The organism is Arthrobacter sp. PAMC 25486, assembly GCF_000785535.1.
Taxonomy (GTDB): Bacteria; Actinomycetota; Actinomycetes; order Actinomycetales; family Micrococcaceae; genus Specibacter.
The window spans coordinates 888,315-909,816 of sequence record NZ_CP007595.1 but is presented as its reverse complement, the minus strand read 5'-3'; the positions used below and the strand labels follow the sequence as shown (position 1 = coordinate 909,816).

The 21,502-nt window shown below is 63.6% G+C and carries 21 protein-coding genes; 7 read left to right on the top strand and 14 right to left on the bottom strand.

The window, feature by feature from the left end:
- Nucleotides 1-26 precede the first annotated feature (26 nt).
- From art_RS04285 to art_RS04255, 6 genes are all read right to left on the bottom strand, one after another.
- Nucleotides 27-290, bottom strand: a complete 264-nt coding sequence (locus art_RS04285; RefSeq protein ID WP_038462678.1) for a hypothetical protein — start codon at nucleotides 288-290, stop codon at nucleotides 27-29.
- A 568-nt stretch (nucleotides 291-858) separates the two neighbouring features.
- Complete coding sequence (locus tag art_RS04275) at nucleotides 859-1,962, bottom strand: enolase C-terminal domain-like protein (RefSeq protein ID WP_052135988.1); 1,104 nt, start codon at nucleotides 1,960-1,962, stop codon at nucleotides 859-861.
- A gap of 2 nt (nucleotides 1,963-1,964) precedes the next feature.
- Nucleotides 1,965-3,758 carry a thiamine pyrophosphate-requiring protein gene (locus art_RS04270; RefSeq protein WP_038468657.1) on the bottom strand — a complete coding sequence of 598 codons (1,794 nt, stop codon included), beginning with the start codon at nucleotides 3,756-3,758 and terminating at the stop codon, nucleotides 1,965-1,967.
- A gap of 76 nt (nucleotides 3,759-3,834) precedes the next feature.
- Nucleotides 3,835-5,469, bottom strand: coding sequence for a GMC family oxidoreductase (locus art_RS04265; protein WP_038462674.1), 1,635 nt, complete (start codon nucleotides 5,467-5,469; stop codon nucleotides 3,835-3,837).
- Nucleotides 5,466-6,113 carry a gluconate 2-dehydrogenase subunit 3 family protein gene (locus art_RS04260; RefSeq protein ID WP_038462671.1) on the bottom strand — a complete coding sequence of 216 codons (648 nt, stop codon included), beginning with the start codon at nucleotides 6,111-6,113 and terminating at the stop codon, nucleotides 5,466-5,468. The genes art_RS04265 and art_RS04260 overlap by 4 nt, the downstream gene beginning before the upstream one ends.
- The gene (locus art_RS04255) at nucleotides 6,110-6,595 is read right to left on the bottom strand and encodes a hypothetical protein (protein ID WP_052135987.1); all 486 of its coding nucleotides are present in this window, start codon (nucleotides 6,593-6,595) and stop codon (nucleotides 6,110-6,112) included. Before art_RS04255 ends, art_RS04260 begins: the two co-directional genes overlap by 4 nt.
- Before the next feature lie 144 nt (nucleotides 6,596-6,739).
- Between art_RS04255 and art_RS04250 the strand changes: the two genes are divergently transcribed.
- A complete protein-coding gene (locus tag art_RS04250) occupies nucleotides 6,740-7,297 on the top strand; it encodes a MarR family winged helix-turn-helix transcriptional regulator (RefSeq protein WP_253901470.1) in 558 nt (185 codons plus the stop codon).
- A 1-nt stretch (nucleotide 7,298) separates the two neighbouring features.
- Here art_RS04250 and art_RS04245 read toward each other — a convergent pair whose 3' ends face one another.
- The 3 genes from art_RS04245 to art_RS04235 are packed head-to-tail and all read right to left on the bottom strand — an operon-like array spanning nucleotide 7,299 to nucleotide 10,432.
- Nucleotides 7,299-7,634: a hypothetical protein gene (locus tag art_RS04245; protein ID WP_052135986.1), complete on the bottom strand. Its 336-nt coding sequence runs from the start codon at nucleotides 7,632-7,634 to the stop codon at nucleotides 7,299-7,301.
- Nucleotides 7,631-8,653, bottom strand: coding sequence for an SDR family oxidoreductase (locus tag art_RS04240; protein WP_038462670.1), 1,023 nt, complete (start codon nucleotides 8,651-8,653; stop codon nucleotides 7,631-7,633). Before art_RS04240 ends, art_RS04245 begins: the two co-directional genes overlap by 4 nt.
- A 9-nt stretch (nucleotides 8,654-8,662) precedes the next feature.
- The gene (locus art_RS04235; protein WP_038462668.1) at nucleotides 8,663-10,432 is read right to left on the bottom strand and encodes a glycoside hydrolase family 15 protein; all 1,770 of its coding nucleotides are present in this window, start codon (nucleotides 10,430-10,432) and stop codon (nucleotides 8,663-8,665) included.
- A 334-nt stretch (nucleotides 10,433-10,766) separates the two neighbouring features.
- On the opposite strand from art_RS04235, the gene art_RS04230 reads away from it, so the two are divergent.
- Nucleotides 10,767-10,988, top strand: coding sequence for a hypothetical protein (locus art_RS04230; protein WP_038462666.1), 222 nt, complete (start codon nucleotides 10,767-10,769; stop codon nucleotides 10,986-10,988).
- Between the two features lie 245 nt (nucleotides 10,989-11,233).
- Here art_RS04230 and rpsT read toward each other — a convergent pair whose 3' ends face one another.
- Nucleotides 11,234-11,494, bottom strand: coding sequence for a 30S ribosomal protein S20 (rpsT, locus tag art_RS04225; RefSeq protein WP_038462664.1), 261 nt, complete (start codon nucleotides 11,492-11,494; stop codon nucleotides 11,234-11,236).
- A gap of 187 nt (nucleotides 11,495-11,681) precedes the next feature.
- Nucleotides 11,682-12,284, bottom strand: coding sequence for a type II toxin-antitoxin system PemK/MazF family toxin (locus art_RS04220; protein ID WP_082000095.1), 603 nt, complete (start codon nucleotides 12,282-12,284; stop codon nucleotides 11,682-11,684).
- A gap of 160 nt (nucleotides 12,285-12,444) precedes the next feature.
- Between art_RS04220 and lepA the strand changes: the two genes are divergently transcribed.
- Entirely contained in the window at nucleotides 12,445-14,301 is a 1,857-nt protein-coding gene (lepA, locus tag art_RS04215; RefSeq protein WP_173425221.1) for a translation elongation factor 4, read from the top strand.
- On the top strand, nucleotides 14,298-15,530 hold the full coding sequence (hemW, locus tag art_RS04210; RefSeq protein ID WP_038462659.1) for a radical SAM family heme chaperone HemW: 1,233 nt from the start codon (nucleotides 14,298-14,300) through the stop codon (nucleotides 15,528-15,530). Before lepA ends, hemW begins: the two co-directional genes overlap by 4 nt.
- Before the next feature lie 105 nt (nucleotides 15,531-15,635).
- On the opposite strand, the gene art_RS04205 is transcribed toward hemW, so the two are convergent.
- Complete coding sequence (locus tag art_RS04205; RefSeq protein WP_253901469.1) at nucleotides 15,636-16,028, bottom strand: DUF4870 domain-containing protein; 393 nt, start codon at nucleotides 16,026-16,028, stop codon at nucleotides 15,636-15,638.
- A 66-nt stretch (nucleotides 16,029-16,094) separates the two neighbouring features.
- A complete protein-coding gene (locus art_RS04200; protein WP_038462657.1) occupies nucleotides 16,095-16,943 on the bottom strand; it encodes a DUF3097 domain-containing protein in 849 nt (282 codons plus the stop codon).
- Nucleotides 16,944-17,147: 204 nt separating this feature from the next.
- Between art_RS04200 and hrcA the strand changes: the two genes are divergently transcribed.
- From hrcA to art_RS04185, 3 genes are read left to right on the top strand one after another with little or no spacing between them, the layout of a single operon-like run.
- Nucleotides 17,148-18,161, top strand: a complete 1,014-nt coding sequence (gene hrcA, locus art_RS04195) for a heat-inducible transcriptional repressor HrcA (RefSeq protein ID WP_038462655.1) — start codon at nucleotides 17,148-17,150, stop codon at nucleotides 18,159-18,161.
- A gap of 37 nt (nucleotides 18,162-18,198) precedes the next feature.
- Nucleotides 18,199-19,344: a molecular chaperone DnaJ gene (gene dnaJ, locus art_RS04190; protein ID WP_038462652.1), complete on the top strand. Its 1,146-nt coding sequence runs from the start codon at nucleotides 18,199-18,201 to the stop codon at nucleotides 19,342-19,344.
- A gap of 6 nt (nucleotides 19,345-19,350) precedes the next feature.
- Nucleotides 19,351-20,121 carry a 16S rRNA (uracil(1498)-N(3))-methyltransferase gene (locus art_RS04185; RefSeq protein ID WP_038462650.1) on the top strand — a complete coding sequence of 257 codons (771 nt, stop codon included), beginning with the start codon at nucleotides 19,351-19,353 and terminating at the stop codon, nucleotides 20,119-20,121.
- A gap of 27 nt (nucleotides 20,122-20,148) precedes the next feature.
- On the opposite strand, the gene art_RS04180 is transcribed toward art_RS04185, so the two are convergent.
- Complete coding sequence (locus art_RS04180; protein ID WP_082000094.1) at nucleotides 20,149-21,156, bottom strand: GerMN domain-containing protein; 1,008 nt, start codon at nucleotides 21,154-21,156, stop codon at nucleotides 20,149-20,151.
- Nucleotides 21,157-21,502 lie beyond the last annotated feature (346 nt).

Below are 21,502 nucleotides of genomic sequence, written 5' to 3'. Positions count from 1 at the left end.
CCTACCTCACAGGACTGACCCGCGCGTCAGGTGCCCTGATCATCGACTAGGGGCTTTGTTCGCCCCGTGGCCTCTGATTCGTCAGGGCTCCAGCGGAGCGTAACTTGGACCCCCGGGTCGGCTTCTGTAATTGTCAGGTGCAGATCAGTCCCGTAGAGGTTGTCGTGTTCAATATCGTGGCCGTCCGCCCGGGCCTGGGCAACGACGCGGGTCAAAGCCATCGCCATGGCCCTGCCCCAATCGGCAGGGTGCTTGCTGGAGGAGCTCTCGATGGCTGAATAGTTTCTCATGGTGGTCCTGGGAGAGTGGTCAACGGGTGGTGGGTATGTCCAAACTTACCGGGAGTATTTGGCTCCGCGCTCGAGGGGGACCATCATTTGAAAGCCGCACCGGCAGCGCACTGCCTGCATCGGGGAATGATCAGGAGGTCGCCACGAGTCATGGTGGGGGCCCAGTCGCGCATGGAGCATCGGCATGCGCTCCCCGGTGGGGGTCATGACGTGGCCACAGTGGAGGTAACCCTCCGCCGTGGTGATCATGTAGGGGATGCCGCACTCCCTCAAAATGCTCTTGTCCATTTTTGTCTTGGGAACCAGGTGACCATAAAAGCTCTCACACTTCGTGCAGACATAGTCGACGTCCACCACATCGAATGTGTGTGGGACAGCAGTAATGGATTCAAAACACAGATATTCATTGGTTCCGCAGCGGCAACACCAGGGGCGGTCGTCGTCGCCCACCGGGTGTAACTCTGGTGGGGGTTCTTTAGTTTGAGGGACCATGAGATGACTCCTTGGTGCGTGGCCTGGGACGGGCCGTTCTGCATTGTGTGGGTGGTGGGATGGTGTGTCGTTTTTCTTATCCGATCCGATAGGGGGCCATGTCTGCGCTGCGCAGGCTGAGTCCGTTGCCGGGTGCTGTAGAGGGTGTGAGAGTTCCGCCAGCTGGGTCTAGGCAGCCGTCGAAGAAATTGGTTTCGATGCGGACGTGGTCGTGGAACCATTCCAGGTGCCGGAAGTTCGGGGTGGCTGCGGCGACATGGACGCTCAGGTGCGGGGCGCAGTGTCCGGAGATCTCCAGCCCGTACGCCTCGGCCAGGGATGCTATGCGCAGCCATTGGGTGATGCCGCCGCACCGTGAAACGTCCGTCTGCACGCAATCGAGGGCGTTGGCTGCGCACAGTCTCTGGTAGTAGAGAAGGTCGGTCCCGTATTCGCCGGCGGCAACGTCCGCATCGACCCGGTCGCGGACCTCCCGCAGCCCCGTGAGGTTGTCCGAGGAGACGGGTTCTTCCAGCCAGTGGATGTTCAGGTCCCGTGCCTCGGTCATGACTCGGATGGCTTGTTTGGCAGTGTAGCCGCCGTTGGCGTCGACGAAGAGTTCGACGTCGGGCCCGATCACCGTCCGTGCCTGCCGCATTCGTGCCAGGTCCCTGGCCGTTCGGGTGCCGGCGGATTCGCCGATCTTGATCTTCACCCGCGGTATTCCCTGCTCCAGCGCCCAGCCGGTGAGTTGATCGGTCAGCTGTCGGTCGTCATAGCTGGTGAATCCGCCGCTGCCATAGACGGGCACCTTGTCCAGGATGGTGCCCAGAAGTCGGTGCAGGGGCAGCTCCAGCAGCCTGGCCTTGAGGTCCCAGAGGGCGCAATCGACGGCGGAGATGGCGTAGCCGACAGTGCCCGGGCGGCTGGCATTGCGCACGGCCTGGAGCATCGAGGCGGAAGCCCGTCCGACGTCGAGTACGGGCAGGCCGATAACGGCGGGTTGCAGAAGCTCGGTGATCAGAGATGCGCAGGCAGCGGGTGCGTAGCTCCAGCCCAGTCCGGTGGCACCGCCGGCGTGGGCCTGGACCAGGACCATGGTGGTGGAGTCCCACGCGCAGGTGCCATCTGCTTCAGGTGCGTCCGTGGGTACCCGGTACACCGATACCTCCAGCCGTTCGATGGTCGGGTCGGAGTCCATGGCTAGCTGTCCTTGTGGGGCAGGAATTCTTGGAGTTTGGTCTTGACGCCTTCCCTGATGAAACCCCACGCGTTCTGATCGCCCTTGAGCACGGCCTTGGCACTGTCGAGGGCCTGTTCGAAGGTCGCGTGCGGGGGGATCGGCGGAACATCGGGGTCGACCCGGACGTCCAGGACGGTGGGGCGGTCCGCTGCCAGCGCCCGTTCCCACACCGGGCCGAGCTCATCCGGGTTCTCCACGGCAAATCCCTGCAGGCCCAGAAGTTCCGCGAACGCAGCGTAGGGGACGTCCGGGAGTGTTTGCGACTGGGTAAAGGACGGTGCCCCTTCCATGGCACGCATCTCCCAGGTGACCTGGTTCAGGTCGTTATTGTGCAGGACGGCGATGATCAGCCGGGGGTCGGCCCATTCCTGCCAGTAGTGCTTGATGGTGATCAGTTCCGCCAGGCCGTTCATTTGCATGGCGCCGTCGCCGGCAAAAACAATCACCGGCTTATCCGGGCAGCCGAACTTGGCACCAATGCCGTAGGGCACGCCGGGACCCATCGTGGCAAGGTTGCCCGAGAGGGAGCCGCGCATGCTGCCACGGAATTTCAGCTGCCGGGCATACCAGTTGGCCGATGACCCGGAATCTGCTGTGATGATGGCGTTTTCCGGCAGCCGACGTGAAAGTTCAGAGAACAGGCGCATGGGGTTGATGGGGTTGGCTTCCACTGCGGCTTCCATCTCCATGGTCTCCCACCACCGGGCGACGTTCGCTTCGATGGTTTCCCGCCAGGACCGCTCTTCCTTGCGTTCCAGCAGGGGGATCAGTGCCTTGAGCGTGGTTTTTGCGTCGCCAACGATGTTGGTCTCGTACGCGTAGCGCATGCCGATCATTTTGGCGTCGATGTCGATCTGGACGCCGCGGGCCTGGCCGGGTTCGGGCATGAACTGGGTGTACGGGAAGCTTGAGCCGACGGTGAGCAGTGTGTCGCAATCCATCATGAGTTCGTAGCTGGGACGGGTGCCCAGCAATCCGATGGAGCCTGTCACGTAGGGCAGCTCGTCGGAGAGGACATCCTTGCCCAGCAGCGCCTTGGCCACCCCGGCGCCGAGGATCTCGGCGACCTGCTGCACTTCTTCGCGGGCGTCCCGTGCCCCGGAGCCGATGAGCATGGCCACCTTGGTGCCGGCGTTGAGCAGGGCCGCCGCTGCGCGGATCCCTTCCATGCCGGGGGTGGTGGTGGGCCAGTGCACGCCGAGGCTGGAGGGCACCATTTTGAAGGCGTGGGTGGGTGGGGAGTATTCCAGGTCCTGCACGTCCGAGGGGATGATGATGGCGGTGGGCGCCCGTTCGGCCAAGGCGATGCGGATGGCCCGGTCCAAAACGTTGGGGAGTTGTTCGGGGACCGTCACCAGTTGTACGTAGTCGCCGGCGACATCCTTGAACAATGTCACCAGGTCCACTTCTTGCTGGTAAGCCCCGCCGATGGCTGATTGGGCGGTCTGTCCAACGATGGCCACCACCGGGACATGGTCAAGTTTCGCATCATAGAGGCCGTTGAGGAGGTGGATGGCCCCCGGTCCCGAGGTTGCCATGCAGACACCGAGTCGCCCGGAGAATTTGGCGTAGCCCACGGCCTCGAACGCGGACATTTCCTCGTGCCGTGATTGGATGAATTTCGGGTGGTTGTCCGCACGCCCGAACGCTGTCAGGATGCCGTTGATCCCGTCGCCGGGGAATGCGAAGACGTGATCGACACCCCACTCACGCAGCCGTGCCAGCAGATAGTCTGAAACTTTGTCCTTTGCCATGTTTCCGTCCTCCAAGGTGGATGTGTTCACGAGCTGCGGTCGCGGCTGCGGTGCTGTGGTTTGATGTTTTGATGTTTTAGTGGCGCCGGCCCCCGTTGAGGAGCAGCCGGTCGGCGGCCCGGGCCGCGACGGCCATGATGGTCAGGGCCGGGTTGGCGCTGCCCTGAGTGGGCAGGACACTGCCATCGGTGATGAGCAGGTTCGCCACGGCGAAGCTGCGGCAGTCCGCGTCGACCACGCCGTCCTCCTGCGTTCCGGCCATGCGGGCCCCACCCACCAGGTGGGCGTAGCGGTTGATGGTGATGACGTCATCGGCGCCGGCCGCGGTGAGGATGAGTTCCATCTTTTCCTGGGCTGCTGTCATCAAGGCACGGTCGTTTTCACCTTGGGAATAGCTGAAACGGGCCACGGGCAGCCCATGCCGGTCCCTCTCATTCGCGAGGGTAACCCGGTTCCCGGCCTGGGGGAGGAATTCACACAAAGCTCCCAGACACGCCCAGTGGACGTAGTCGCTCATGTAGTTGCGCAGCGCGGGGCCCCAGTGGCCTTGGGCCATGACATGTTCGGCCCAGGTGATCGGCAGCGGCGAGACGGTTTGGATGGAGAAGCCGCGCTTATAGGGTTTCGTCGGGTCAGTTTCGTAGAATTCCTCGCTGCTGACTTCTGGTGGCGGACCCTTCCACATCCGCACCTCGGCGTCGAAGCGACCGGCGGTCTGGGGCGCGCCCTGGACCATGAGGTAGCGGCCCACCTGGTCGAAGTCGTTGCACAGCCCGTCGGGAAACCGTGGGGAGGCGGAGTTGAGCAACAGGCGGGGGGTCTCGATCGAGTAGCCGGCAACGGCGACCATGCGGGCACGCTGAAAACGGGCCACGCCCCCGCGCATGTAGTGCACGCCCGTGGCCAGTCCGGTTCGAGCATCGACGTCGACACGGGTCACCATGGAATCGGGGCGCACCTCGGCGCCGTGGGCCAGGGCATCGGGAATATGGGTGATCAGCGGTGAGGCTTTCGCGTTGACCTTGCACCCTTGCAGGCAGAAGCCGCGGTAGATGCAGTGGGGCCGGTTGCCGAAGCGGCCGTTGGTGATCGCCACCGGACCCACTTTCGCGGTAATGCCACAGGCCAGGGCGCCGCGCTGAAAGATTTCGCCGTTGCCGGAGACGGGATGGGGGCTGTGGGGGTAGCCGTGCGGGTCACCCCAGGGCCAGTGTTCCCCGGCCACCGGCAGTTCCTCCTCAATGTCCTGGTAGTAGTGCCTGAGATCCTGGTATTGCAGGGGCCAGTCGGCACCCACCCCGTCCAGGGTCCGGGTGCGGAAGTCGCTGGGATGGAACCTGGGCACGTACCCGGCGTAGTGGACCATCGACCCGCCCACGCCCCGGCCCGAGTTGTTCGAGCCCAGGGGCACCGGATCGTTCCCTGCGATGACCCGGGGTTCGGTCCAGTAAAGGTGGTGTGAACCGGCCTCGTCACTGACCCAGTCGCGTTCCGGATCCCAGAACGGGCCGGCGTCCATGGCCACCGCCCGCCAGCCCGCCCGCGCCAGGCGCTGAAGCAGGGTGGACCCGCCGGCACCGCAACCGACGATGACGATATCGACCTCGTCCCCGTCCGCGAAGTGGCGCATCTGCTCACGCAGGCCGTGGTTGGTGCCCGGCCCGGCAGGGAGCAGCCACGCCGATTCGTTGCGCTGGCGCACAGTGCTCATGGGGATGCCAACTTTGGCCGTGTCGGGTCCGCGGCTGGACGGACATCACGAACCTCAAAGGGCTCCAAAGCGTCCACACCCATGTTTTTGTAGCCTCGCGGGTAGGCCGGCCCCGCGAAACCGATTTCATCCCACGCCCACGGATGGGCGTAAAACGCTGTGCACGCGTAGCGGGTCCACAGACTCCAGACTTGTTGCGCGGGGAAGCCGTGCCACAATGCCGTGCCAAGGTTTTGGATGCTCTGCAACAGCCGTGTCTGCTCGTTCCACGTGGCTGTGGCAAACCGTGTGCTGCAGCGAAGCCGGGCATCATCATCCAGGCCGGCCAACGTCCCCCGCCATGCTTGTGCATCCGTGGGCATGTCCTCGTAGTGCCAGCCGTCCGTTTCCTGGGCAGCCAACCGGGCATCCACCATGGCCACGACGGGCACGCGCGGCTCCTCGCGTTGGTCCAGGAGCTGGTTGAACAGGGCGCCTGCGGCGGCTTCTTCGTCCGGGGTGAAAAAGTGGATATCCGGTGGCCGGCCCAGCCGGCCCATGACGACGGACGCCGTTGCGGTATCCCAATGTTTGACCTGGCTGGCGGCGCTAAAACCCGGAAACCGGGCGCCGCCATCGCTGGTGGGAAGAGGCAGCGTGCTCATTTTTCCCGCCTCAGCACAGCCGCGAGCAGGCCCATGCCACCGACCATGGTCACCAGCAGCGGGGCCAACAGGGGAGGACCCATTTCCATGTTGTAGCGCAGGTTTTTGAAGCCGCCGGGCTTCTGGGCAATACCGCGCGCATGGAAGTACGTTCCCTGGAGGCCGTTGGCGACAATGACGGCCGAGGCCAGCGGGAGCGCTGTTTTTGCCATACGTTTGCTGCAAACCCCTGCCACCCCCGCCACGGCCCCGAGGGGTCCCAGGATTACCGGCACCCACATCCATTTGTTTCCGAAGCTGGCCTTGTCGTGTTCAAAGTAGATTTCCGCCGCGGTGACCAGCGCTCCGGCGGCCGTGAGCGCTGCGAGTGAACGCTCAAAGCGGCCTGTTTCAATGTTGCGCACCATCCTGTCGATGCCGTGCACGACGTCGCCAGGCTCGACTCCCTGCGCCCGGATATGTTGATGGAACGGATTCTTCATGTTCGGTCCTTCCCTCGCCCGAGGGCCTGAGCTTTCCGTGTAGGGATCATAGGGCGGTCCATGCTCAGATGGTCCTGGCTCGGCCAATAGATGAATGCACGCAAAGATTGCGTGTTCGCAACTAAAAGATGGATACTCGTAGGCGTGAACACCTTAATTACCCACGGCCTTGCAGGTGACGACCCGAAGGCCGCCGAAAGCTCGGCTGACGGGGTCGATGACATTGATGCGGCCATGCGTGCCGCACGCGTGTTCTTGGCCGTCATCGCCCAATCGGTGGCAGAGGTTGAGTATCGCGTCACCTCCCCGCAGCTGCGCGTACTGGTCCTCATAGCTACGCATGGCCCGCAAAATCTCGGCGCGGTGGCCGCTGATCTGGGCGTGCATCCCTCCAATGCCACCAGGACCTGCGACCGGCTGGTCGCGGCGGGCCTGCTGGATCGCAGGGACAACCCGGCGGACCGGCGGTATCTACTCCTTGCCCTCAGTGCACACGGCAAGGAACTGGTGGATACGGTGATGGAACACCGCCGTACGGCCATCGCGGCCGTCATGAACCGGATGCCCGCCACACTACGCGCAACCTTGGGGCCGGCGTTGGAGGCCTTCGCACAGGCGGCTGGGGAAATCCGTGACGATGAACGCTTCGCCCTGACCTTGAAGGATGGGCCACACCGTGACCGGCCGGGGACTGGTAGCTGATTCATCGTGACTCCAGCACGGCGAAGGTCGAGGCCAGGGCCGCATCAATGCCGGCTGGTTTGCGCCAACGCCCATTTCCACAGGCCAAGGCGACCATCGTTGCCGCATGGGCAAGGTCGACGAGCGCACCGCAACGATGCCAGGTCTTCCCACCCTGCGCCGTCGATCCGGCCCGCGTCAGCAACAGCGCCTGGACTACGTGCCGGGCACCGAGAACCCGCACGACCACTGCCGCGCCGGGGGACGGGGCGGTGCCGGTGGCGGCTCGGTACAGCAGCTGGGGCCTGATCAGTTGGCACAGTCCCAGCAAGCCCCGGCAGAACTCAAGCGTCTTCATTGCCGCACCCAGCGCCCGAGCAGGACCCCTGCAACTGCGGCCAGTCCCAACACACTGCCAGCTGCCCCCACCGCCAACATCCCGTGATGTTGAGACGCCCACACTTGGTGGCTCCGTGCTGTGGAGCGGTGGTCAAAGACGCCATGCGTGCCGAAGTCGGTATCGGCATCCGCTGGTTCCCACAAGTTGACCGGCTGGTCCGCGGGCCGCTGTTCGCTGGTCTGCTGCGAGGCGAAACCGGTGCGGGCCAGATAGACATCCAGCAGTCCCGGGGCCACGGCGTTGGCTAACAGGGTTGCGGCGGTGCTGCCACCGACCCAATATTCGCGGCGCTGAGGATGGTCAGCGGCATAGACGACGGCGCGGGCCGCCACTTCGGGCTGATAAATGGGTGGTACCGGCTGGGCTTTTTTGGGCAGCCGGGAAAGAACCCAGGAGAACTGTGGGGTGTTCACGGCAGGCATTTGCACCATGGTGTTGTGGATACCGCTATGTTCGTGGAGCAGCTCACACCGCAACGATTCATTGAACCCCTGGATGGCATGTTTGGCACCGCAATAGGCGCTCTGGAGCGGTATGCCGCGATAGGCCAAGGCAGAGCCGACCTGGACAATCGTGCCCCGGTTCCGGGTGCGCATCCGGGTCAAGGCGGCCATGGTTCCATAGACGTACCCCAGGTAGGACACGGCGGTGACCCGGGCGAACTCCTCCGGTTTGATCTGGGAGAAAGGGGCGAAGACGGAGGTGAAGGCCACGTTGACCCATATATCAATGGGGCCCAGTTCGTTTTCAACCCGCTCCGCAGCCGCGTCGACGGCAGCAGAATCTGACGTGTCCACCGGTACGATCAATGCCGTGCCCCCGGCGGCCTCCACTTCCGCGGCGGCGCCGTCGAGCCCCGCCTGGCCCCGGGCCAACAGAGCAACCGTGGCGCCGCGGCGTCCGAAGGCGATGGCGGTGGCCCGGCCAATCCCACCGCTGGCTCCTGTCACTACAACGACCTGGCGAACTGTTTTCATCGTTGCTCCCTAGGGGTAATCTCGCTCAAGCGCCGGCGGCGTGGCGAGGCGTTTGCCGGCCTCGAGCATGGCGGCGTGGACGAATGCCTGCGGGAAATTACCGCGCAGCTGGCGCTGTTCGACGTCGTATTCCTCGGTGAACAAACCTGTGGTGGCGCAGGCGGCACGGTTGCGTTCAAACCAGTGCATCGCCTCGACCTTGTGGCCTTGCTGGTGAAGGGCCATGGCCATGTCAAAGCCGCACAGCAGGAAGGCCCCCTCCGCCTGCGCCAATGGGCGCGTGTCTTGGCGGAAACGGTAGAGATACCCTTCGCGGCCCAGATCAGCCCGGATGGCCGCTACGGTTGCCAGACTCCGCGGGTCGTGCACCGGGACTGCGCCACGCAAAATGGGCAGCAGCAAGGCTGCATCCACCCGGTCATCGCCGGGGCTGCGCTGCCACCGGCCGCTGGGGTGCAGAGAATCCTTGGCCGTGTCGGCAACTATTGTGTCAGCCAGCGACGTCCATCCCGCGCCTTGGGCAGCCGGGGCGTGGACGGCTATGCTGCGCAATCCGGCCGCGCAGGTCAGCCGTGAATGCGCCCACCTGTCGTTGTTGAGCTCCCAAATTCCGGCGTCTGGTTCCTGCCAGCGCTCCGTGATGGCTTGTACCGCTGTCTCCGCAGCCCGCCAGTTTTCCAGGTCCAAACGATCATGGGTGGCGGCAGCGGCGAAGAGCAGCAGCGTCTCGCCGAAGGCATCCAGTTGGAATTGTTCATTGACCCAGTTCCCCACTTTCGCGGAACCGCCCGGGTACCCGGCCAGGCCAAGATCAGTTTCGTCCGGAACCCGTCCGCCCGTTACCGTATAGGCGGGTTTCAGGCCCGGCCCGTCCGCCAAAAGCCTGCTGGTCACGAACCTGACAGCGTCATCGAGCAACGGGTGCGCCCCGCACGCTGCTACGGCCTGACCGGCATAGCACTGGTCGCGGATCCAGGCATAGCGGTAGTCGTAATTACGTTTTTCCTGGGCGCGCTCGGGCAGGCCCAGTGTTGCTGCGGCGACCATGGCGCCACCGCCACCGGTCATGCCGCGCAACACGGCATAGGACTGGCGGGCATCATCGGGGGCGATGGTGTCCAACAGGGCCGGGACGGCGTCTTTCCAGCTGTGTTCCGTTTCCGCCCACGCCGCGGCCGCAGCCACGGGGCCTGAGGTGAACGGCTGGTCGGAAAGTTCCAGGACCAGGTCATGCTCCCCGCCAGTGGAAACCTCCAGGCTCAGCTGCAGTTCGCCATCGTGCACCGTGGCCTTCTCGGCCCCGGACAGGCGCAGGTGCAGGGAACCGCTGCGGCCTGTCCAGACACCGTCAGCACATTTGAGCCGATTCATGCCATATTTGCCGAAGCCAGCGCCCGCTTTAAGAACCACACGCAGGGCGGCAGGGCTGGCGACTGCACGCAACCGGCGCAACAGCACTGCCGTATGTGGCTCCGCCGGCTGCGCCAGCGCCTCCCGGCATTCGATGATTCCCCCGCTGGTGACCCAGCGGCTCGTCCAGATCAGTGTCCCATCCTGGTAGCTGCCACCCCAGACGTACCGGTCGCTGAGGGGGGTCACCGCAAAAGTACCGCCACCACCAATCAGGGAGGAAAAGACTGCCTCACTGTCCCAGCGCGGCACACACATCCACGCCACATCCCCGCGGGGTCCGATCAAGGCCGAACGTTCCCCGTCGGCAATTATGGCGTACTCACGCAACACGTGAGGCGATTCAGGGACCTGAATGACAGCCGACATAACTTGACGTTAGACGCAATGATTGCGTTAACGCAAGAGTTTGCGGAGACGCAATTGTTGCGAGATTAGTGCCACCATGGTCGACGAGCCATTTGGTCAACAGTTAACGCGAGCCAGAGGCCCTTTGCGTACCATGGTCGCGCCCGCCCACACCAGGCCCCAAGCTCACGACAACGCCGATTGGACACCTGCCCTTCTGCGAGCGGACGAAACCCCAATCGCCCAGTGGGACACCAGGACCCGCCTCGAAGGCAGGCCGCAAGATCTCATTGCTACGGGCCCCCACGGCACAAAGTGGTTCCCTTAAACGCGCCGAGGGTGCACAATGGCGTCCATGACAGAACTGTTTACGTCCTCACGGCCGGTGGCGTCCGATGTCCCCGAAGCTGCAACCGCCGCCGTTCGGGAGGCCACGGAAGAACTCCACCACACCTTGAACGCGCGCGGAATCGACGTCTCATTCCAAGACATCGCACTGCTGGGCCACACAGAGTCATGGGACAGCGAGGGGCAGCGGTGGGTTCATGTCATCTGGCGCACTGAAGAAGAGGGATAGCCAGAACGGTCGGAGACGCTGGCGGACTCACCGGCAGCTTCCGGACCTCGGGCATCGTGAGATAACCGAGCCAAGGTGGTCTTCCCCATGTAGCCATCCGTTAAATCGCTTGAGATTGATTGTTTGGCAGACCTGATCCAAGGATTATTTGGCAAGGACAGCTACAACAGGGCGGCTTAAACATGTTGGACCCCCACCATCAGGCGGGGGTCCAACATTTGAGTTGCGAAGCAGATCAGCTTCCCTTAGAGGGCGTTAACCTTCTTGGAGATGGCTGACTTGCGGTTGGCAGCGTTGTTGGCGTGCAGGACGCCCTTGCTGACAGCCTTGTCCAGCTTGCGGCCGGCATTCACCAGTGCGGCAGCAGCTGCATCCTTGTCGCCCGCGGCCACTGCCGTGTTTACTGCACGGATAGCGGTCTTGACGCCTGAACGAACGGCGAGGTTGCGCACGCGCGACTTCTCGTTCGTAAGGATGCGCTTCTTCTGAGACTTGATATTAGCCACGATGTATAACTCTCTTTTGATACGTAAATTCGGTCGTAGAGGGCGTAGCTTGACCGTTGACAGCGGCGTGGGGATGCTCGAATTATGGTGAACGTCAGGTCAAGCTGTTGTATCCGCCGACCTGCACGGATACACACAATCCCAAAGTTTATCAGAGTTGCGCCCCGCGCGGGACTCGGCCGCCTGGCTACTTCCAGCCGTGCCGTTGCCGCAGGCCGGCAGCAACGGAGGAAAACCGTGCCTTGTCGAGGATGGCCCCTTCGCGTCGCATGTCGTGGGGGGAGATCTGTAGAATCCGGTCCAGCTTCACTTCGCTGTCCCGCCCCTGGCTGTCCCACGAACCCGGCCCAATGTCGATGTAGTCATTGTCGCCGCGGCGGTCACTGCTGTGATCCTTGGTGGTCATCATCAACGCCAACAGGTATTTCCCTGCCTTGCCCACCACCAGGACCGGACGGTCCTTGCCCTGGCTGTAGTCCTCCTCATACGGCACCCACGTCCACACCACTTCACCCGGGTCCGCGTCACCGTCGAGCTGCGGGGAGTAGGTGACCGTGGCGCGGCCGTGGAAGTCGCCGGGATAGGGTGCGCTGAGGCCCTCGGCAGGAATGTTCGACACCGGACGCGGAGCCGGGTGGGACCGGTCCCTTGCGCTGGTCTTGGGACCGGGACGGGTGGCGGGCCTGCGCTGGGGCGGAGCCGTCGCTGTTCCGGTCGATTTTCCGGGGTTAAACAGGGCTCCGGCAATGGAGCGGACAAGCTTGAAGATGCGTTGGGATGTTGAGGCCATGTTTCCAAGCGTATCCAATGCCTGTCGGTTCTCTACCGGGCGCTTATTCGTGGGAGACTTGATGGCAATGAGTGTCCGGCGTGCAACGCGCGGCCACAACCCTGCACGGTTCGGTGACTCAACCGCTATCCCTGCGTCCATGCAACAGTAAGGAACCCTAGTGTCACCCATGGCCCGCACTGCCCCGGTGCCCGCCCAGACCGATCCGGCGATCATCAGGAACTTCTGCATCATCGCGCACATCGACCACGGTAAATCCACCTTGGCCGATAGGATGCTCCAGCTCACCGGAGTGGTTCAGCAGCGTGACATGAAGGCGCAGTACCTTGACCGCATGGACATCGAGCGCGAACGCGGCATCACCATCAAGTCCCAGGCCGTGCGCATTCCCTGGGAGGTGGACGGCACCTCATACTGCCTGAACATGATCGACACCCCGGGCCACGTTGACTTCACCTACGAGGTTTCCCGCTCCCTGGCGGCCTGTGAGGGTGCCATCCTGCTGGTCGACGCCGCACAGGGCATCGAGGCGCAGACCCTGGCCAACCTGTACCTGGCCATGGAGAACAACCTCACCATCATTCCGGTCTTGAACAAGATCGACCTGCCGGCCGCGCAGCCGGAAAAGTATGCTGCCGAACTTGCCAACCTCATTGGCGGCAGGCCCGAAGACGTCTTGATGGTGTCGGGCAAGACAGGCGTGGGTGTTGAAGAGCTGCTGGATTTGATCGTCCGCGATCTGCCGGCCCCCGTGGGCGACCCGAACGCTCCTGCCCGCGCCATGATCTTTGACTCCGTCTACGACACCTACCGAGGCGTGGTCACCTACGTCCGTGTCATCGACGGCAGCCTGAGCCCGCGCGAGAAGATTCAGATGATGTCCACCCGCGCCACGCACGAGCTTCTGGAAATTGGTGTCAGCTCCCCGGAGCCCAAGCCGTCCAAGGGCCTCGGCGTTGGTGAGGTGGGCTACCTGATCACGGGTGTGAAGGACGTGCGCCTGTCCAAGGTGGGCGACACCGTCACCACGTTCCACAAGCCGGCTGCCGAGGCGCTGGCCGGCTACCACGAAGCCAAACCCATGGTTTTCTCCGGCCTGTATCCGCTGGACGGCACGGATTACCCGGTGCTGCGTGATGCGCTGGAAAAGCTCATGCTCAACGACGCCGCACTGGTCTACGAACCCGAGACCTCCGCCGCCTTGGGCTTTGGTTTCCGTGTCGGTTTCCTTGGCCTGCTGCACCTGGAGATCACCCGCGAACGCCTCGAGCGCGAGCACAACCTTGACCTGATCTCCACAGCCCCCAACGTGGAATACGAGGTGACGCTGGAAGACAAAAAGGTCGTCCACGTCACCAACCCCAGCGAATACCCCACGGGCAAAATCGCCGAGGTTCGCGAGCCCATGGTTGCCGCCACGATCCTTGCGCCCACCGAGTTTGTCGGCGCCATCATGGAGCTGTGCCAGACCCGACGCGGCATCCTTGGCGGCATGGACTACCTTTCAGAGGACCGGGTGGAGATCCGCTACCGCCTGCCCTTGGCCGAGATCGTGTTCGACTTCTTCGACATCCTCAAGTCCAAGACCCGCGGCTACGGCTCCCTCGATTGGAAGGCCGACGGCGATCAGGTCGCCGACCTTGTCAAGGTCGACATCATGCTCCAGGGCGAGCAGGTTGATGCGTTCAGCGCCATCACACACCGCGACAAGGCCTACGCCTACGGTGTCATGATGACGGGCAAGCTGCGCGAGCTCATTCCGCGCCAGCAGTTCGAGGTGCCCATCCAGGCGGCCATTGGTGCCCGGATCATCGCCCGCGAGAACATCCGTGCCATCCGCAAGGACGTCCTGGCCAAGTGCTACGGCGGTGACATCTCCCGTAAGCGCAAGCTGCTGGAGAAGCAGAAGGAAGGCAAGAAGCGTATGAAGATGGTGGGCCGCGTGGAGGTCCCCCAGGAAGCCTTCATCGCTGCACTGTCCTCTGAAGAGCCGGCAAAGGACAAGTCAAAGAAGTGACCCCCAGCGTTTTGCCCCTCGGGGACCCGGCTCCGGCCGACGGTGTCCTGCCCGCGCAGGCCGCCGTCGGCGCTGCCGAACGCAAGTTCAGCCTGTACGCGCACATCCCGTTTTGTGCCGTGCGCTGCGGCTACTGCGACTTCAACACCTACACGGCCACCGAACTGGGTGGCGGCGCCTCCCAGGCCGCCTACGCCGAAACGGCTGTGCGAGAGGTGGAATTTGCCGCCCGCGCCATGGTTGCCTCCGGACTCCCGGAGCGCAAGCTGAGCACAGTGTTCTTTGGCGGAGGCACCCCAACCCTTTTGCCTGCCAGTGACCTCACCCGCATCCTGGGATCCGCCGTCGAACAGTGGGGCCTTGAACCAGGCGCAGAAGTCACCACAGAGGCCAACCCCGACTCCGTCACCAAGGAGTCGCTGCAGGAGCTGTTCGACGGCGGTTTCACCCGTGTGTCCTTTGGCATGCAGTCGGCCGTGCCGCACGTCCTGAAGGTGCTGGACCGCACCCACAACCCCGAAAAGGTGCCGCAGGCGGTTGCCTGGGCGCGTGAGGTCGGCCTGAAGGTGAGCGTCGATCTGATTTACGGCACGCCGGGGGAGAGCTTTGCCGACTGGGAAACATCGGTGCGCACGGCCCTGAGCTACGAACCCGACCACATTTCCGCATACTCGCTGATTGTTGAAGAGGGCACCAAACTGGCGGCGCAAATCCGTCGCGGGCAGGTGCCCAACATTGACGACGACGACCATGCCGCCAAATACGAGCTCGCCGACGCACTCTTCCAAGCGGCGGGACTGTCCTGGTACGAGGTCAGCAACTGGGCACGCACCCCCGAGGACGCCTGCCAGCACAACCTTGCGTACTGGCGCGGGGACGATTGGTGGGGGATCGGACCCGGGGCACACTCGCACATGGGCGGCGTGCGCTGGTGGAACGTCAAGCACCCAACTGCCTACGCCAACCGACTGGACAAGGGCGAATCGCCTGCCGCGGGCCGCGAAACCCTCGATGCCGACACGCGGGAACTTGAACGCATCATGCTCACGTCCCGACTCTCAGAAGGCCTGGCGACCAGCACCCTGTCACCTGCGGCACGAAAAGCCGTTGCCGGGCTCATCGCCCAAGAACTCGTTGACCCGGTCAAGGCCTTTGCCGGCACCTTGGTGCTGACCCTGAAGGGCCGGCTCCTGGGCGACGCGGTAACCCGCGCCCTCCTGGTGGACTGATCCTCACCTGAACGAACAACTGACCCTCCCCGCCGGCACCCTAACCTCGTACCTCGGCCAGGGAACCCCACCGGCGGGGAGGGTCAGTTGTTTAGAGCGCGGGCGTTACTTGAGCCAGCGCAGGTTCAGGGCGTAGCGAAACGGCTGGCCCTTGTTGACCTGCACGGCGCCGATGACCGAGAAAACTGTCAGGAAGATCCACACCAGCAGGGCCAGCATCGAAAAAATAGTGGCGATTTGCGGGTTGAAGAACACGAACACCAGTGCCAGCACGTTCAGTGCCGCGGCCAGCAGCGTGGGTGGCAGGGTGAAGTTCAGTGCCTCGAGTGATTCCTGAGCGGTAAACCGGCCGCGCGGTGCCACATATTTACGGATGAAGTATGACGGAACGCAGCCCAGAATACCGCCGCAGTGGGACAGGAATGCCCATTGCTTGTCTTCTGACGGGGTGAGCGGCGGTTGGGGCGCTCCATCGGTCTGGGTTGCCGGGTGACTCACAATGATGGGCCTTTCAACGTGCTCCACAAGAAAAAGATTGGCCCGAAATTGCTCCGGCCACTCTCCCTAGGATACTGGTGCCGTGAGGAAATCTATGACTTCCTCAACCCGCCCCAGCAGGGACGGCTCCAGATCGGCATAGGAATCGACCCGGGACAACAGCCGCTGCCAGCCGAGCCCCACATCCTCGGGGGTCGTGTGGGGCCAACCGAAGGCCTTGAGGATTCCCAGCTTCCACTCCATTGTTCGCGGGATAACGGGCCAGGCCGGGATGCCCAGGGTGGACGGCTTGATGGCCTGCCACACATCAACATAGGGGTGCCCCACCACCAGCACATTCCGGCTCAACCCGGGCGTCGCCATGAGCTTGCTCACAATGCGTGATTCCTTGGAGCCCGGCACCAGGTGGTCCACCAGGATGCCCAGCCGCCGTGTGGGTCCGGGGGAGAACGCGGCCACGGCGGCGGACAGGTCGTCGATCCCGCGCAGCGGCTCCACCACGATCCCTTCCACCCGCAGGTCATCACCCCAGACCTTCTCCACGAGCTCGGCGTCGTGCTTTCCCTCTACCCAGATGCGGCTCGCCTTGGCCACTTTGGCGCGGGTGTCGGCTACTTTCACCGAGCCGGAGGCGGTGCGCAGTGTTTGCGCTGCGGCAACCTTCACCGGAGCAATCAGCTCCACCGGCTCGCCCTCGAGCAGAAAGCCGAAGCCGAGCGGGAAGGCACGGATTTTCTCCCGCCGGTCCGCCAGCTCCACTATGTGCATGCCACCGGTTTTTTCCAGCCGCACGACGGCGCCAACCCACCCGGTTGCGACGTCCTCCACCACGAGGCCGGCACGCGCCTCCACCTTGGGCAGCACCCGGGCTGCCGGTGCGCTGAGATCCTGGGGGCCCCACTGGTTGAATTGCACTAAAAACCTGACTCTTGCTCGTCGGCGCAACGCTCTTGGCGAACGCTGCAGGGTGAAAATCCATGCTAACCGGTGAAGTGGCATCGGGCCGTGCATCCCGCGCCATGGGCCGCTCAGGAGGGTCGGCGCAAAAAGTATTAGACTTAGCAGTTGATTGGGTAGAGTGCCAATATAGCGCTGCGTCATTGATAGGAGGTGTCAGGCATGAGTGAACCACGGAAATTGGAAGTCCTTCGGGCCATAGTTGAAGATTACGTCCACACGCGTGAACCTGTCGGCTCCAAAGCTCTGGTGGAACGGCACCACCTGGGCGTCTCCAGCGCCACGATCCGCAACGACATGGCCGCGCTGGAAGAAGAAGGGCTCATCACCGCCCCGCACACCAGTTCCGGGCGCATCCCCACTGACAAGGGCTACCGTCTCTTCGTTGACCAGCTCTCCAGTGTCAAGCCGCTCTCGGCCGCTGAGAGACGTGCCATCTCGGTGCTGCTGGAAGGCTCCACGGACTTGGACGATGTCCTGGAACGCACGGTGCGCGCCTTGGCCCAACTGACCCACCAGGTGGCCGTTGTGCAATACCCCCGCTCCGGCGACGCCGTGGTGCGGCACATAGAATTTGTCTCCCTGGCAGCCCGACAGGTGCTTGTGGTGCTGATTCTTGCCTCCGGCAAGGTTGAACAAAATGTGATTGACGTCGGGGTCAACCTTGACGACGCCGAACTGGCAACACTGCGCCAAGTCTTCCTCTCCGCCCTTCACGGCATGGCTGTGGTCAGCCTGGCCGACGCCGTGGCCCGCATTCCAGCGTCCGTGCCGCCGGCCGAGCAGGCTCCGGCAGCGAGGCTCGCCCAAGGCTTGGCGCTGCTGGCCCGCAACGCCCGTGAAGACCGCATCGTCATGGCCGGTACCGCAAATCTTGCCCGCTCCAATAACGATTTCCCGCTGAGCATCGGGCCCGTCCTCGACGCGCTGGAGGAGCAGGTGGTGCTGCTGCGCCTCCTGGAGGCCATGGCACAGGATTCCCTGGGTATGGCAGTGGTCATCGGCAGGGAGAATCCGCACGATTCATTGGCCGAGGCATCGGTCGTGGCCAGCAGCTACGGACCCGGCGAGGGGGCCAAGCTGGGCATTGTGGGACCCACCCGTATGGACTACCCCAACACCATGTCAAGCGTGCGCGCAGTGGCACAATACCTATCACGAATCTTGGCCGGCTAAACGGCCGCCGTTTCACTATTTACAAGAGAGCAACATTTTGAGCAACCATTACGACGCCCTGGGCGTTTCACGCGACGCCACTCCCGAGGAAATCAAGAAGGCTTACCGCAAGCTTGCCCGGAAGCTGCACCCGGACGTCAACGACGCCGCGGACGCACAGGACCGCTTCAAGGCCGTTACACACGCCTATGAGGTGCTATCCGACCCGCAGAAGCGCCGCGTCTACGACACCACCGGCAATGAAAACGGCAACGACAACGGTGCCGGCGCCAGCAACTTCGGTGGCGACGGCTTTGCGTTCCAGGACATCTTTGAGACGTTCTTCGGCGGGGGTGGCGGCGGTGGCGGGGGCGGCGGCCGCGGCCCGGCCTCACGCACCCGGCGCGGCCAGGACGCACTGATCACGGTTCGCGTGGAATTGCGTGAAGCCGTGTTCGGAGTCAACAAGAAGCTTGAAATCGACACGGCCATCACGTGCCCCACCTGCGACGGCAGCTGCTGCCGCCCCGGCACGCACCCCACCACGTGTGACGTTTGCCATGGCAGCGGCCAGATCCAGCGCCCCATGCGCTCCATCCTGGGCAACGTCATGACCCTGGCCACCTGCAACTCCTGCCAAGGCTTCGGCACCATGATCATCGACCCCTGCAACGAATGCATGGGCGAGGGGCGCATCCGCCACCGCCGCACACTGACCATCAAGGTCCCGGCCGGCGTGAGCACAGGCACCCGCATCCAACTGTCCGGGCAGGGCGAAGCGGGTCCCGCCGGCGGCCCCTCCGGTGACCTCTACGTGGAGATGAAGGTCAACAACGACCCCGCCTTCCTGCGCGAGGGCGACGACCTGCACGCCACCCTGAGCGTGCCCATGACGGCGGCCGCACTCGGCACCGAACTCACCTTTGAAACGTTCGACGGCGAACAGCCCGTCAGCATCAAGCCCGGCACCCAGGCCGGTGAGGTCATCAACCTGCGCGGCCTGGGTGTGACGCACCTGCGCGGATTCGGCCGTGGCGACATGAAGGTGCACATCCACGTGGAAACGCCCACCAAGCCCGACGCCGCCCAGGAGGAACTGCTCAAGCAGCTCGCCGCACTGCGTGGGGAAACCTTCTCGGAAGGCAAACTTGTCAGCAGCGGCGGCATGTTCGCCAAGCTCCGTGACAAGCTCGGCAACTTCTAGGCCCGCATGAGCAACCCAGTCTTTTACGCCGGCTCCGCGGCGCTGGCCGGACTCGTCCCCGGTGCCGTCTTTACCCTCGACGGGGCCGAAGGGCGCCATGCCACCACCGTCAAGCGGCTCGCCGCGGGTGAGCCGGTTGACGTGTGCGACGGCGGAGGGCTGCGTTTGGTCTGCACCGTCAGCCACGCTGAAAAGGGTTCGCTGACGGTGGCCGTCCAGACGGTGCTCCAGGAGCCTGCACCGGCCATCACCTTCACCTTGATCCAGGCACTGGCCAAGGGGGACAGGGACGAGCTGGCCATTGAGACAGCCACCGAACTGGGCATTGACGCGGTGCTGCCGTGGCAGGCTGAACGCTCCATTGTGCGCTGGAAGCTGGACAAGACCGTGAAGGGCCCCGAAAAGTGGCGCCAGGTGGTGACTGCCGCCGCCAAACAGGCGCGCCGGGCAACGGTTCCCACGGTCGGGGCCCTCGTGGGGACGGCAGGGGTGTGCGAGCAGATAGCCGCAGCCGGGCTGGCCTTGATTTTGCATGAAGATGCCACCGACCCGGTGGCCGAGGTGGCACGCCACTGGCAGGACTCCCGGGCGGCGGATGCTGCGCCCGGCACGGTGCTGTTGATCGTGGGTCCGGAAGGCGGCATGAGCGCAGCGGAAGTTGCCGCGTTCACGGCAGCCGGCGCCAAGACCGCCCTGCTGGGCCACCATGTCCTGCGCTCATCGACCGCCGGACCGGCCGCCGTCGTACTTCTCAGCCAACAGCTGGGCCGCTGGTAAGCACGTTAAACAGTCCCGGCAGCCGGACTATTTAACGTTCTGTCCGGCAATCCTGACCATTTTGGTGTCCACGCCCAACCTCTTGCCGGGTGCCTGGGGATCGTCAAGGAACACCGAGAGCTGATAGGCACCAGGCGGCGGGATCAGCGAAAAACTAAAGTTGCCCAACTCATTGGGACCCTCCGGAATGGCCACAGTTCCATTCAGGTATTCCTCACCGACCGTGTCATTGCTGACCTTGGCCAGCGACCAGCTCAGATTTCCGGTGGGGGAGATGCCCTGCCCCTCAACCTTCAACGGCAGAGTTTTGTATGTGGCGTCGTTGGAGGGATCGATGATCCACACGGGGGCCACGAGAGAAGCGTCGCGGGTCAAAGGCTTGTCCAAGGATACGTGGCCAAAGGCGTCGTAGCCTGTGTGCCCGTCCACCAGCACCGAAACCTGGATGGAGGAGCTGGTGTCGACGAGACCGGCCATGGCAGCTGCCGCCGTCGCCGTATACACCAGTTGGGCGATGGACCGCTTGGCAATACCCTCATCCACCTTCTGGCCGAACGCGTCCGCTGAAACATCAACCGTGATCACATTTTTGGCGGAAATTGAGGCACCCAGGCGTGAGGGGCTGTTCCACAATGAGAAGTAGTCAGGATCGTTGGGCTTGCTGCTCATCATGGTGCGCAGGGCAGCCACCATGGGATCGTCGGTCGACTTCGACGGAAAAAATTCGCGGTACAGGAACACATCGTCATTGCTGCGTCCCAGCCAGTACACGGGCAACGTCTGTGAGGCGGTGGCAGTCTCGAGCGGGGCATCGGTAACCAAGGCAGAAGAGGATGTGGTGGAACTGGCTGGCATGGTCGCATCGCCCTCGCCTGTGCCGTCCGAGGTGCAGCCGGCAAGTGCCAGCGACAGGGAAAGGCCAAGGATCGCGAAACGGTCAACCATGCGCAGGCGTTCCACGGTGCGGCGCTCCCGACGGCTCACATCAGCGCAGACGGCGTGCCGTCTTGACGGTGCGGGGGAGAAAGCAGGCATGGGGTGGGGCTCTCGCTCATCTGGTCTTCGTTCAGCCGGCCGCAGCTCTCTGCGTTTGCCGATGGTCAGGTGGCGTTCATCAGTATCCCCACAAGACTTTCGAACACCTCTAGCTTGGCACAGCCACAGGCCCGAATGCTGCGAAAATGTGCTGTTGGCAATGAACTGAAACCGTATCGAAACACTTGTGTCACAGGATGGGCCAAAGATGCGCTGACGGCTTAACCGGTATATGGGTCCCGCCGGTGAAGGAGTGCACTAGAATTTATGGAACACAGCATTACTGGAATTCCGGAAATATATTCCGGTGGCGTCAAGGAGAGATTTCAGGCCGGTCCAGGCCGAA